Genomic DNA, 12,614 nt, shown 5'->3' on the forward strand with positions numbered 1-12,614 from the left:
GTGCAGGTCATGCAGGGCACCATCGCCACCTTCGACCCGGATACCCGAGCCGGCACGCTCCTCCTCGACGACGGCAGTGAGCTGGCCTTCGATGCTGACGCGTTCCAGCGATCGGGGCTGCGGCTGCTCCGCCTCGGCCAACGGGTGGAGATAGAGACCGAGGTCACGGGCGATGTCCACCGTGTGGGAATCGCCGGAATCGGTTGAGTTGATCAAGGCCCGGTTCCTTTTCACGTTTCCCCGGAAGCCGCGATGATGGACCGATGCAGACCTCGCCCCGGATCCCCGAAGCTCGCCGGCGTGGCCCCAACGGCCGCTTCCTGCCCCGGAGCGGCGAGGAAAGTCCCATCGAGCCGCAGGAGCACCTCATGACGGACATTGCCGACGCGGCCGAGTCGACAGCGCCGGACGAGGTCTTCGAGTCGGACAGCGCCCCCGAGCTGCCCGAGGATCGCTTCCTCAACCGCGAGCTCTCCTGGCTCGATTTCAACGCGCGCGTGCTGGCCCTCGCCGAGGATGCGAACACGCCGCTGCTCGAGCGGGCCAAGTTCCTGGCCATCTTCGCCAGCAACCTGGACGAGTTCTACATGGTCCGGGTGGCCGGCCTGAAGCGCCGCCTGAGCGCCGGCCTGCCGATGCGCGGCGGCGACCGGTCGTCGCTGCGCAACCAACTCGAGATGATCAATGAGCGGACGGCCGACCTGGTCACCCGGCAGTCGGCCTGTTTCGCCGAGGAGGTGCGGCCGAAGCTGTCCGCCGAGGGCATCGAGATGGTGACCTGGGGCGAGCTGGGCGCGGCCGAGCGCGAGCGCCTCCGGACGCACTTCCGGGAGCAGGTCTTCCCGGTGCTGACCCCGCTCGCGGTCGACTCGGCGCATCCGTTCCCGTACATCTCGAGCCGGTCGCTCAACCTCGCCGTGGTGCTGCGCGACCCGGATGACGGCGGCTCCGAGCTGTTCGCCCGGATCAAGGTGCCGAACAACGTGCCGCGCTTCGTCACTGTGCAGAACGACAGCCGCGCCGTACGCTTCCTGCCCGTCGAGGAGCTCATCGCGGTCCACCTCGACCAGCTCTTCTCCGGCATGCAGATCCAGGAGTGGCACCTGTTCCGGGTGACCCGCAACGCCGAGCTCGAGGTCGACGAGGACCGCGACGAGGACCTGCTGCAGGCCCTCGAGCGGGAGCTGGCCCAGCGCCGGTTCGGCTCGCCGGTCCGCCTCGAGGTGGCCGCCTCGATCAGCGACCACGTGCTCGACACCCTGGTCCGCGAGCTCGAGATGGACAACCAGGACGTCCTGCGCGTACCCGGCCTGCTTGATCTTTCCGCTCTCTGGCAGGTCTTCGGCGAGTGCGACCGGGACGACCTGAAGGACCGCCCGTTCGTGCCGGCCACCCACCCGCAGCTGGCCGACGGCGAGGTGCCGCGCAGCGTCTTCAACCGGCTGCGGGAGAGCGACATCCTGGTCCACCACCCGTACCACTCGTTCTCCACCAGCGTGCAGCGGTTCATCGAGCAGGCCGCCGCCGACCCGAACGTGCTGGCCATCAAGCAGACGCTGTACCGCACCTCGGGCGACTCGCCGATCGTCGACGCGCTGGTCGACGCGGCCGCCGCCGGCAAGCAGGTGGTCGTGCTGGTCGAGGTGAAGGCCCGGTTCGACGAGGTGGCCAACATCGCCTGGGCGCGCACCCTGGAGCGGGCCGGCTGCCACGTGGTCTACGGCCTGGTCGGTCTCAAGACCCACTGCAAAACCGCTTTGGTGGTACGCCAGGAGGGCAACCAGATCCGGCGGTACTGCCACATCGGCACCGGCAACTACCACCCGAAGACGGCGCGGCTGTATGAGGACTTCGGCATGCTGACCGCCGATCCCGAGGTGGGCGCCGACGTGACCGACCTGTTCAACGTGCTCACCGGCTACAGCCGGCAGCGGCAGTACCGCCGGCTGCTGGTGGCGCCGCACGGCGTGCGGGCCGGGCTGATCGAGCGGATCGAGCGGCAGGCCGAGATCGCCCGGGCCGGCGGCGAGGCGCTCGTGCAGTTCAAGGTGAACTCGCTGGTCGACGAGGAGACCATCGACGCGCTCTACCGTGCCTCGCAGGCCGGGGTGAAGGCCGACCTGATCATCCGCGGCATGTGCGCGCTGCGGCCCGGCGTGCCCGGCCTGTCGGACAACATCCGGGCCCGTTCGATCGTCGGCCGGTTCCTCGAGCACTCCCGGGTGTTCCGGTTCGGCGCCGGCGACGACGCCGAGTACTGGATCGGCTCGGCCGACCTGATGCACCGCAACCTCGACCGCCGGGTCGAGGCGCTGGTGCGGGTCACCCTCCCGTCCGCCCAGCGGGACCTGCGCGACGTGCTGGAGCTGGCGATGAGCGACGAGAGCGAGGGCTGGGATCTGGCCGGCGACGGCACCTGGCACCGCCGCCCGTTCGGCCCGTCCGACCAGCACCTGCACCTGCAGGAGGCGCTGCTGCGCCGGGTCATCGGCAAGGCGGCCTGATGCCGCAACCGGTCCGGGCGGCGGGCGGGGTGCTGTACCGCCCGGCGGGCGGCGGCATCGAGGTGTGCCTCGTGCACCGCCCGCGGTACGACGACTGGGCGCTGCCCAAGGGAAAGCTGGACGGCGACGAGCACCCGATGGTGGGCGCCGTCCGCGAGGTGGCCGAGGAGACCGGCTGCGCCGGCGTCCCCCATCTGAGACTGCCGACCCTGGCGTACGACCTGCCCGACGGCACGCCCAAGACGGTGGACTTCTGGCTGATGCGGCTGGCCGGCGAGGGCCCGGTGGTGGACACCGCCGAGGTCGACGAGCTGGCCTGGCTGTCCCCGGCGGCGGCCCGCGAACGGCTCAGCTACGACGACGAGCGGGCCGTGCTCGACCGGGCCGCCGCGCTGCCGCCGGTCACCACGGTGGTCGCGATGGTCCGGCACGCGCACGCCGGCGAGCGCAAGGAGTGGAAGGGCAACGACGCGCTGCGGCCGATCGACGAGCGCGGCCGCCGGCAGGCCGAGCGGATCGGCGCGGTCCTGGCCCTGTTGCGGCCGGCCCGGCTGATCTCGGCGACGCCGCTGCGCTGCAAGCAGACGCTGGAGCCGCTGGCCGCTCGGCTCGGCGGGGTCCCGATCGTGCAGGACGGCGCGTTCGCCGAGCCGCCGCTGGCCGAGGAGGCGCCGGCCAAGGCCAAGCTGGCCGCCCAGCGGCTGCTCGACCTGCGCGACGAGGGCCTGCCGGTGGTCTGCAGCCAAGGCAAGATCATGCCGACGCTGCTGGCGACCCTGCGGGACGAGGCCGATCCCGAGCCCTACAAGACGCCGAAGGGCGACGGCTGGCTGCTCACCTGGAGCGGGGACCGACTGCTGGACGCCTCCCGGCTCTAGGGACCGCGATCCCGGCCCGCCACAGGCCCAGCCGGTCGCCGGTCAGCCAGCGGGCCCGGCACAGCTCGTCCGGCCGCGGCTCCCAGTCGCGATAGGGCAGCAGCGCCACCCGCCAGCACAGCACGCAGGTGAGGTACCAGCCGTAGAGCGGCACCGCGCCGAGCCACCCGTCCCGCGTCCGGTACGAACCCCAGGGCGCCAGCAGCCGTACGGCGAGGCCGGACCAGGCGCAGGTGACCAGCCAGTCGAGCAGCCCGTTGCCGGTCCAGTCCTCGGCCAGGCCGCCGAGCGTCCACCCCGGCACGACCGCGACCGCGAACAGCAGCACGGCGATCAGCGACCGGCCGACCAGTCCCCGCGGTGTCCCCTCTCGCTCCATGCCCCGGACGGTAGGCTCAGCGGCCGTTTCCGCGCCGGAACACACGAAAGGCGTCCACCTTAGGGTGGACGCCTGACGCGCCGCCTACGCGGCGATGAGGGTGCTCGGTCAGCGGGTCTTGCGCGCCGCCGAGGTGTTGGCCCGGGCCCGGGTGGGCGTAGCGGCGGCCGCGGCCGTCGTGGTTTTGCGGGCGGTGGTCTTCTTGGCCGCCGCCGTCTTGGTCGCGGCCGTCGTCTTCTTCGCCGGCGCCGCCTTGGTCGCCGTCGTCTTCTTCGCCGCGGTCGCCGTCTTGGCGGGGGCGGCCTTGGTCGCCGCGGTCTTCTTGGCCGCGGCGGTCTTCGTGGCGGTGGCCGTCTTGGCGGGGGCGGCCTTGGTGGCGGTGGTCTTCTTGGCCGCCGCCGTCTTGGTGGCGGTCGCCGCCTTCTTCGCCGGCGCGGCCTTGGTGGCGGTGGCCGTCTTGGCCGGGGCGGCCTTGGTGGCGGTGGTCTTCTTGGCCGCCGCCGTCTTGGTGGCCGGAGCCGCCTTCGTGGCCGGCGCCGCCTTCGTCGCGGTGGCGGTGGTCTTCTTGGCCGCCGCCGCGGTGGTCGCCGCCTTCTTCGCCGGCGCCGCGACCTTCGCGACCTTGCCGGCCGCCACCATGTCCTTGAAGGCCGTGCCGGGCCGGAATGCGGGCACCGACGTTTTCTTCACTTTCACCGTCTCGCCGGTCCGCGGATTGCGCGCGGTCCGCGCATTGCGTACCCGCTTCTCGAAGGATCCGAAGCCGGTGATGGCCACCTTGTCGCCCTTGGTGACAGCGCTCTGCACCTCGCTGATGACCGCATCCAGCGCCGCCGTCGCCGTCTTCCGGTCCCCCAGTCGGGCGGCGAGCGCCTCGATGAGCTCGGCCTTGTTCACGGTTATTCCTCCCGAACGTGAGAACTGGCCCCAATCGAAGCCATTCTGCGCGCACCGTATGCCCTTTGACCAGCAGACACAAACATTCGCGCAAAAAAACCCCTTGTGTTGCAACGAAATCGCCCCCGCCAGGGATGCGGCGGGGGCGGAATTCGTTGCTCCGACAGGGCTTTCGAGGCCTTAGGCGACGGCCGGCTTGAAGGCCGGGCGATTGCTCTCGTACGCGGTGATCGCGTCCTCGTGGCGCAGCGTCAGTCCGATGTCGTCGAGGCCCTCCATGAGCCGCCACCTGCTGAAATCGTCGATCGGGAACGGCCAGGAGGCGTCGTCCACGCGCACCTGACGGGTCTCGAGGTCGACGGTTATCCGCTTTTCCGGCTCGCTGTCGGCCATGTCCCAGAGCGCCTCGACCGCTTTCTGGTCGAGTTGGACGGGCAGCAGACCCTCCTTGAGCGCGTTCCCCCGGAAGATGTCGCCGAACCGGGCGGCGATGACCACCTTGAAGCCCCAGTCGCGCAGCGCCCAGACCGCGTGCTGCCGGGATGAGCCGGTGCCGAAGTTGGGCCCGGCCACCAGAATCGTGGCGCCGGCGTGGGCCGGGTTGTGGAGCACGAACGACGGGTCGTCCCGCCACGCGCTGAACAATCCGTCCTCGAAACCGGTCCGGGTGACCCGCTTCAGGTACACGGCCGGGATGATCTGGTCGGTATCCACATCGGAGCGGCGCAGGGGCATGACCTTGCCGCTGTGCGTCACAAACTTGTCCATCTGTCTCTCCCGTTACAGATCGGCCGGAACAAGGTCAGCCGGCGCCGCGAGCCGGCCCACCACGGCGGTGGCGGCGGCGACCTGCGGCGAGACCAAATGGGTACGCCCGCCCTTGCCCTGCCGGCCCTCGAAGTTGCGGTTGGAGGTGGAGGCGGCGCGCTGGCCGGGGCTGAGCGTGTCCGGGTTCATGCCCAGGCACATCGAGCAGCCGGCGAAGCGCCACTCGGCACCGGCGTCGGTGAAGACCTTGTCCAGGCCCTCCGCCTCGGCGGCCTCGCGCACCTGGTAGGAGCCCGGCACGATCATCATGCGGACGCCGTCGTGCACCCGGTGGCCGCGCAGCACGTCGGCGGCGGCGCGCAGGTCTTCCAGCCGGCCGTTGGTGCAGGAGCCGACGAAGACCACGTCCACCTCGACGTCGCGGAACGGCGTGCCCGGGGTCAGGTCCATGTACGCCAGCGCGCGGCGGGCGGCGTTGCGGTCGGTCTCCTCGACGAACTCCTCCGGGTCCGGCACCACGCCGTCCAGCGGGGCGCCCTGGCCCGGGTTGGTGCCCCAGGTGATGAACGGGCTGACCGTCGACGCGTCCAGGACGATCTCGGTGTCGTACTCGGCGTCCTCGTCGGTCACCAGGGTCTTCCAGTACTCGACCGCGGCGTCCCACTGCTCGCCCCGCGGCGCGTGCTCGCGGCCCTTGAGGTACGCGAAGGTCGTCTCGTCCGGCGCGATCATGCCGGCCTTGGCGCCCCACTCGATGCTCATGTTGCAGATGGTCATCCGGCCCTCCATGGAGAGCTTGCGGATGGCCTCGCCGCGGTACTCCACGATGTGGCCGTTGCCGCCGCCGGTGCCGGTCTGCGTGATCAGGGCCAGGATCAGATCTTTCGCGCTGACGCCCGGGCGCAGCTCGCCGACCACGGTGACGGCCATCGTCTTCGGCCTCGCCTGCGGCAGCGTCTGGGTGGCGAGCACGTGCTCGACCTCGCTGGTGCCGATGCCGAAGGCGAGCGCGCCGAACGCGCCGTGGGTCGCGGTGTGCGAATCGCCGCAGACGATGGTCAGGCCGGGCTGGGTGAGGCCCAGCTGCGGACCGATCACGTGCACGATGCCCTGCTGGACGTCGCCGAGCGGCCGGATCTGCACGCCGAACTCGGCGCAGTTCTTCCGGAGCGTCTCGATCTGCGTACGGGACACCGTGTCGGCGATCGTCAGCAGCTCGCCGCGGCGGTTGTTGAACGCGGGATCCGCGTACCCGGTCGGGGTGTTGTGATCCTCGGTCGCGAGCGTGAGGTCGGTGCGCCGCACCGGGCGCCCGGCCAGCCGGAGGCCGTCGAAGGCCTGCGGGCTGGTCACCTCGTGCAGCAGGTGGAGGTCGATGTAGAGCAGATCGGGCTCGCCATCGGCGGCACGCACGACATGGTCGTCCCAGACCTTTTCCGCCAAGGTCCGCGGCTTCGGAGTGACTCCCACCATCTGGACATCCTAAATTCTGGGAGGTATGTTTCGGCTTGTGGGACACAGTATGAGCGGTGTCGGCGTTCTCGACAAGGCGGTAGTCATCCTGGCGGCGTGTGTCGACGGCGCCAGCCTGGCCGAGCTCGTCGACCGTACGAAGCTGCCCCGGGCGACGGCACATCGCCTGGCCCAGGCCCTGGAGATCCACCGGATGCTGGTCCGGGACACCCAGGGCCGCTGGCGTCCGGGCCCCCGCCTGGGCGAGCTGGCGAACGCCGCGCCGGACGTTCTGCTGACCGCGGCCGAGCCGTTGATGTCCGCATTGCGAGACGCGACCGGGGAAAGCGCGCAGCTGTACTTGCGCCGCGCCGACGAGCGCATCTGCGTCGCCGCCGCCGAGCGCGCCAGCGGCCTGCGCGACACGGTTCCGGTCGGCTCGGTGCTGCCGATGACCGCCGGGTCGGCCGCGCAGATCCTGCTCGCCTGGGAGCCGCCGGAGGCCGTGATGCCGCTGCTGCCCCGCTGCAAGTTCACCGGGCGCACGCTGGCCGAGGTCCGCCGCCGCGGCTGGGCGCAGAGTGTGGCCGAGCGCGAGCCCGGTGTGGCCAGCGTCTCCGCCCCGATCCGCGACCGCACCGGCCGGGTGATCGCCGCGATCTCGATAAGCGGCCCGATCGAGCGCCTCGGCCGCCGCCCCGGCGAGCGCCACGCCATGGCCGTCGTCCGGGCCGGCCAACGCCTCTCCGGCCTGTAGCGCCCGGCGGCCGCCGGCGGGCTCGCTAGGGCGTCCAGACCGCGTTGTCGTGGGCGAAGAGGACCTGGCGCGGGTCGAAGGCCAGCAGCCGGTCGATCCAGACCGGGTGCCGCCCCACGCAGGCCCGCTGCGACAACACGTCCCCGGTGAAGAGGCTGGCGTTGTCGTGACTCTGCCCGGCGACGATGACCGTCCCGTCCCGGCGCGTCACCACCATCGACTGATGCCCTGAGGTGTGCCCCGGCGTCGGCACGATCATCACGCCCGGCAGGATCTCGGCCTCGCCGTCCAGCTCCTCGTAGCGGGCACCCGGGTGGTCGATCAGCTCCGGAATGGTGTGCTCGGTGGTCCGGGCCAGCTCGAGCTCGACCCGCTGGGTGAAGACCGGCCGCCCACCGAGTTCCGGGTTCCCGCCGCAGTGGTCGAAATGCAGATGGCAATTCACGACGTACGCGATGTCGCCGACCTCGGCCCCCGCCGCCCGCAGCGCCCCCGCCAGCGGAACCCGTCGGGGCCGATAGTGCGCGTCCACCTCCGGATGCCGCCCCATCCCGGTGTCCACCAGCACCAGACCACCGTGCGGATGGTCGATCAGATACCCCAGGGTCGGCTCCACCCGGCACTGCCCGGTCCCGGTCTCCTCGGCCGGCCGCACAAAATACCCAAAGTCGACACGACGGACCCCAATGTCAGCCATCGATCAAGTATGCCGCACCGCAACTAGTTGCCCGACTATAGCGCCCCGCCTATAGTCACGGGTATGTCACCATGCCACCAGCTCCTAGGAACCCACGAGATCCGCATCCGCCTGGGCATAAGCCGCCAACGGGCCCACCAGATCACCACCGCGCCCTCCTTCCCCAAGCCGGTCGCCAAGTTGAGCAGGGGCAAAATCTGGCGCGCGGACGAGGTCGAGGCCTGGATCCGCCAGCACCGCCCCTCTACGACCGCGTAGAGGCAAAACCGCGGGGCTCCGCCCCACACCCCGGCCGAGCGCTCGGAGATGGAGGGGCGTACTTGTTGCGCTCGGTGGGTGGCAGTTATCTCCTCGCCACGACATCCAAGAGGGAATCTGATGGTGGGTGGGAGCGCAAGCAAACCCCGCTTGCCCTCCCACCCACCATCAGATGGCCGTCGGCTGCCGTGGCAAGAAGACAACCACCACCAGCCCCCGCTTTGTGAGAGGCGGCTTGCCTCGAACGCACCGTGGCACCTAGCGACACCTCGCCACACCTCGCGACCTCGTGACACCGTCTTGGTCACTCGCGACACCGTCTTGGTCACTCGCGACACCGTCTTGGTCACAAGCCCTGACCACCCGGGGCAAGGGCGAAGCCCAACAGCGCGCCCCCCCACCCAGCGTAAGCGTTAGTCCGTGGGGGGTTCGGGGGGCTCGGCCCCCCCGGCAGACATGCGAAGTGCCCCCGGTCTGCGCAGTCTGCAGACAGGGGGCACCTGAAACGTAGCCCCGAAGGGATTCGAACCCTCGCTACCGCCTTGAGAGGGCGGCGTCCTAGGCCGCTAGACGACGGGGCCAGGAACTTCTTGCTTCCGCTTTGCTTCAGCGGGCGGGCCGAACTCTATCAGAAGTCCAGCGCCACCCTCCTTGCGGAGCGGTCGCGCTGGGGTACCAGGACTCGAACCTAGACTAACTGAACCAGAATCAGTCGGGCTGCCAATTACCCCATACCCCATCGGCGCGGCTTGCTGTTCCGCTCGCCGTGCCGAGTGAGAACTTTACCTGACTGGTCGGGGGGCACCAAATCGGGTTACGGGTCTCGGCACAAGTTGCGGTTGGCTCGAGCCGGCTCGAGGAACGTTGTCGCAGGTCGGGCGGCTAGTTGGGCGACGGTGGGGGCGGCTGCCCGGGGGTGTTCGCGCAGGGCTTGCTGCCCGTCCACGTACCAGGTGGCGTGGGGCCCATGTTGTTGGTGAGCTCGGCGATGGCTTCGTCGCGGGGTAGCCGACGTAACAAAGGTCACGCCCGAGGGCGGGGGCGAGCAGGTCGACCTTCTGTCGCCTCCCCAGGGCCTCGGGCCGGTCAGCTCGTGGGAGCGGCCGGCGTGCGGATCGTCGAGCAGTCCTCACTCCAGCGACACCACCGGGTTGCGCAGCTCGCCGATGCCCTGGATGGTGATCGCGCAGGTGTCGCCGGCGGTGAGCTCGCTGACCCCGGCGGGCGTGCCGGTCAGGATGATGTCGCCGGGCAGCAGCGTCATGACGTGCGACACGTAGGAGACCAGGGTCGGGATGTCGAAGACCAGGTCCTTGGTGCGGCCGATCTGGCGCACCTCCATGGCGTCGGGGTTGCGGCCGACCTCGCAGCGGATCTCGAGGTCGCTCACGTCGAGGTCGGTGACGATCCACGGGCCGATCGGGCAGAACGAGTCGAAGCCCTTGGCGCGGGTCCACTGCGGGTCCTTGCGCTGCAGGTCGCGGGCGGTGACGTCGTTGCCGATGGTGTAGCCGAAGATCGCCTTCTCGGCGCCGGCCCGGTCGACGCGGCGGGCGCCGGCGGCGCCGATCACGACGGCGAGCTCGGCCTCCTCCTCGACCCGCTGGGAGGCGGGCGGCAGCCGGATCGCGTCGTTGGGGCCGATCACCGAGGTGGAGGGCTTGATGAAGATCAGCGGCTCCTTGGGCACCTCGTTGCCGAACTCGGCGGCGTGGTCGGCGTAGTTGCGGCCGATGCCGATCACCTTGCTGGAGAAGATCGGCGCGAGGAGGCGTACGTCGGCGAGCGCCCACCGCTGGCCGGTGAACTGCACCTTCTCGAACGGCAGCGAGCCGATCTCGGCGATGGTCAGGCCGGTCGTACCGTCACCCTCGACGACGCCGAAGGAGACACCGCCAGCATGGACAAAACGGGCGAAACGCACGGAAGAATCCCATCTTCTAGAACCTCTCCCGAAATCTACGCCGGTCGCGACGCGCCGTTGGACTCCGCGCCGAGCCGGGGGAACGGATCGAGGGAGAACACCACCTCGACCGGCACCTCGAAGTACGCGCAGATCCGCAGCGCCAGGTGCAGGCTGGGGCTGAACTCGCCGCGCTCCAGGTAGCCCACGGTCTGGTAGTGCACCCCGAGGGCGTCGGCGAGCTGCCGCCGCGAGATGCCGCGCTCGGCACGCAGCATCGCGATCCGGTTGTACGTGATCTCGTTGGCTGTAGCCACTTTCAACGCCCCATCGTCGCCATCGCCCGCTCCCGTCGCGCGGCCACGGCCGAACCGGACTCACGGCGCGCCATCCGCCGCAGGATCGCCGGCGCCAGCGCCATGCCGAGCACGACCCAGATCGCGAGCACGCCGAACGTCTCGAAATGCCGCCAGGAATGGGTCAGCTCGACGGACGCCAGCGAATCGGGCAGGAACACCGATCGCATGCCCAACCCTAGCCAGTACATCGGGAAGGCCTGCGCGACGCCCTGCAGCCAGCCGGGCATCGCGGTGATCGGGTAGAAGATGCCGGAGATGGCGACCAGCCCGAAGATCGGCAGCACGGCCAAGGCCATGTTCCGCGGGCTGTCGAAGAGCGAGCCGATCACCGCGCCGATCGGCATGGTGGCCAGGAACGCCAGCGGGATGAGCCAGGCCAGGGTCAGCCAGCCGGCCACGCTCACGTGCAGGCCGTGCACCACGAACACCCCGGGGATGAGCTGCAGCAGCATGCTCAGGATGGTCATGCCGCCGACCACGACCGCCTTGCCGACCACGTAACTGGTCATCCCGTTCGGCGTGGCCTTGGCCCGCAGCAGCGTGCCGTCCTCCCGCTCGACCACCAGTTGCTGCGACACGGTCATCAGGCCGCCGAGGGCCAGGCCCATGCCGAGGACGCCGGGCAAGGTGCTGGCGCCGAGCGAGAAGGTGGTGCCCGGCACGTGCGCGTTCCGCATGAAGAAGACCGTGCCCAGCAGGAGAAGAGCCGGGAAGAAGTACGCCCACAGGTCGGTCGGCGTGGTCAGCGTCTGCTTCAGCTCGATCCCGCCGCGGGCCAGGCCGATGCGCAAGGACCTGATCATCGGAGACCTCCCTCGGACTCCAGGACCAGCTTCATGTACGTGTCCTCCAGGCTGTTGCGGCGCACCTCGAGGTCGCCGATGTCGTCGCCGTACTGCAGGAAGAGTTGCCGGACGAACGGGGTCGCCTCGACCGCCGAGTGCACGAACCGCTGGCCGCCGCGGGTCCAGCGGATCTCGGTCTCGCCGGCCACCTGCCGGGACAGGGCGTCGGCCGAACCGTCCGCGATGATCCGGCCCTGGGCCAGGATCACGATCCGGTCGGCGAGCTTTTCCGCCTCGTCGAGGTCGTGCGTGGTGAGCAGGATCGTGGTCTCGTCCACATCGGTCAGCCGGTGCACCAGGTCGTGGAACTCGCGGCGGGCCGCCGGGTCGAACCCGACCGTGGGCTCGTCGAGGAACAGCAGCTCGGGCCGGCCGACGATGCCGATCGCCACGTCGAGCCGGCGGCGCTGGCCGCCGGAGAGCCGCATCGCCCGCTGGCCGGCCTGCTCGATGAGGCCGACGACCTCGAGCAGGTCGTCGACCGGCCATGGCCGGCGGATCGCCGCGGTGGAATAGGGCGCGTAGTACGTACCCAAGTGTTTGAGCAGCTCGCGCACCCGCCACTTGCCGTGGTCGCGCCAGGACTGCAGCACCACGCCGATGCGGGCACGCCAGCGCTCGCCGGCGCCGGCCGGGTCGACGCCGAGCACGCTCACCGCGCCGGCCGAGCGCATGCGGAAACCCTCGAGAATCTCGATGGTGGTGGTCTTGCCCGCGCCGTTCGGCCCGAGCAGCGCGAGCACCTCGCCGCGCCGGGCGGCGAAGCTGACGCCGTCGAGCACGTCTCTGGTGCCGTAGCGCATCCGCAGGTCACGGACGTCGATGACCCGCTCGTCGGCCGGCAGCTCGGTGCCGGCGTCGAGCGCCCCCGTCAAAGTCATTCCTCCCATGTCCAGCAGGGTATCAAATTTGTAGTA

At 70.3% G+C, this 12,614-nt stretch carries 13 protein-coding genes and 2 tRNA genes; 4 read left to right on the forward strand and 11 right to left on the reverse strand.

Features of this window, described 5'->3' with window-relative positions:
- Positions 1–9: 9 nt before the first annotated feature.
- From IH26_RS62795 to IH26_RS0111570, 3 genes are read left to right on the forward strand one after another with little or no spacing between them, the layout of a single operon-like run.
- The gene (locus IH26_RS62795; RefSeq protein WP_030436153.1) at positions 10–207 is read left to right on the forward strand and encodes a hypothetical protein; all 198 of its coding nucleotides are present in this window, start codon (positions 10–12) and stop codon (positions 205–207) included.
- A 56-nt stretch (positions 208–263) separates the two neighbouring features.
- On the forward strand, positions 264–2,504 hold the full coding sequence (locus IH26_RS0111565) for an RNA degradosome polyphosphate kinase (RefSeq protein WP_030436154.1): 2,241 nt from the start codon (positions 264–266) through the stop codon (positions 2,502–2,504).
- The gene (locus IH26_RS0111570; protein WP_030436155.1) at positions 2,504–3,382 is read left to right on the forward strand and encodes an NUDIX hydrolase; all 879 of its coding nucleotides are present in this window, start codon (positions 2,504–2,506) and stop codon (positions 3,380–3,382) included. The genes IH26_RS0111565 and IH26_RS0111570 overlap by 1 nt, the downstream gene beginning before the upstream one ends.
- Here IH26_RS0111570 and IH26_RS0111575 read toward each other — a convergent pair.
- From IH26_RS0111575 to leuC, 4 genes are all read right to left on the reverse strand, one after another.
- A complete protein-coding gene (locus tag IH26_RS0111575) occupies positions 3,339–3,761 on the reverse strand; it encodes a hypothetical protein (protein WP_030436156.1) in 423 nt (140 codons plus the stop codon). The genes IH26_RS0111570 and IH26_RS0111575 overlap by 44 nt on opposite strands.
- Before the next feature lie 108 nt (positions 3,762–3,869).
- Entirely contained in the window at positions 3,870–4,658 is a 789-nt protein-coding gene (locus IH26_RS0111580) for an HU family DNA-binding protein (RefSeq protein WP_030436157.1), read from the reverse strand.
- Between the two features lie 180 nt (positions 4,659–4,838).
- Positions 4,839–5,426 carry a 3-isopropylmalate dehydratase small subunit gene (gene leuD, locus IH26_RS0111585; protein ID WP_030436158.1) on the reverse strand — a complete coding sequence of 196 codons (588 nt, stop codon included), beginning with the start codon at positions 5,424–5,426 and terminating at the stop codon, positions 4,839–4,841.
- Positions 5,427–5,438: 12 nt separating this feature from the next.
- Positions 5,439–6,899, reverse strand: a complete 1,461-nt coding sequence (gene leuC / locus IH26_RS0111590) for a 3-isopropylmalate dehydratase large subunit (RefSeq protein WP_030436159.1) — start codon at positions 6,897–6,899, stop codon at positions 5,439–5,441.
- A 49-nt stretch (positions 6,900–6,948) separates the two neighbouring features.
- On the opposite strand from leuC, the gene IH26_RS0111595 reads away from it, so the two are divergent.
- A complete protein-coding gene (locus tag IH26_RS0111595; protein WP_030436160.1) occupies positions 6,949–7,635 on the forward strand; it encodes an IclR family transcriptional regulator in 687 nt (228 codons plus the stop codon).
- A gap of 25 nt (positions 7,636–7,660) precedes the next feature.
- Here IH26_RS0111595 and IH26_RS0111600 read toward each other — a convergent pair whose 3' ends face one another.
- From IH26_RS0111600 to IH26_RS0111635, 7 genes are all read right to left on the reverse strand, one after another.
- Positions 7,661–8,332 carry an MBL fold metallo-hydrolase gene (locus tag IH26_RS0111600; protein ID WP_030436161.1) on the reverse strand — a complete coding sequence of 224 codons (672 nt, stop codon included), beginning with the start codon at positions 8,330–8,332 and terminating at the stop codon, positions 7,661–7,663.
- 766 nt (positions 8,333–9,098) lie between these two features.
- Positions 9,099–9,171: transfer RNA gene (locus IH26_RS0111610), tRNA-Glu, on the reverse strand.
- 86 nt (positions 9,172–9,257) lie between these two features.
- Positions 9,258–9,329 (reverse strand) — tRNA-Gln (locus tag IH26_RS0111615).
- 390 nt (positions 9,330–9,719) lie between these two features.
- Positions 9,720–10,514 carry a fumarylacetoacetate hydrolase family protein gene (locus IH26_RS0111620; RefSeq protein ID WP_030436163.1) on the reverse strand — a complete coding sequence of 265 codons (795 nt, stop codon included), beginning with the start codon at positions 10,512–10,514 and terminating at the stop codon, positions 9,720–9,722.
- A gap of 35 nt (positions 10,515–10,549) precedes the next feature.
- Positions 10,550–10,771 carry a helix-turn-helix transcriptional regulator gene (locus tag IH26_RS0111625; RefSeq protein WP_030436164.1) on the reverse strand — a complete coding sequence of 74 codons (222 nt, stop codon included), beginning with the start codon at positions 10,769–10,771 and terminating at the stop codon, positions 10,550–10,552.
- 41 nt (positions 10,772–10,812) lie between these two features.
- Positions 10,813–11,655, reverse strand: a complete 843-nt coding sequence (locus IH26_RS0111630) for an ABC transporter permease (protein WP_030436165.1) — start codon at positions 11,653–11,655, stop codon at positions 10,813–10,815.
- Positions 11,652–12,587, reverse strand: coding sequence for an ABC transporter ATP-binding protein (locus IH26_RS0111635; protein ID WP_063763678.1), 936 nt, complete (start codon positions 12,585–12,587; stop codon positions 11,652–11,654). The genes IH26_RS0111630 and IH26_RS0111635 overlap by 4 nt, the downstream gene beginning before the upstream one ends.
- Positions 12,588–12,614 lie beyond the last annotated feature (27 nt).

Origin of the sequence: Actinoplanes subtropicus (assembly GCF_000721705.1) — a bacterium.
Taxonomy (GTDB): Bacteria; Actinomycetota; Actinomycetes; order Mycobacteriales; family Micromonosporaceae; genus Actinoplanes; species Actinoplanes subtropicus.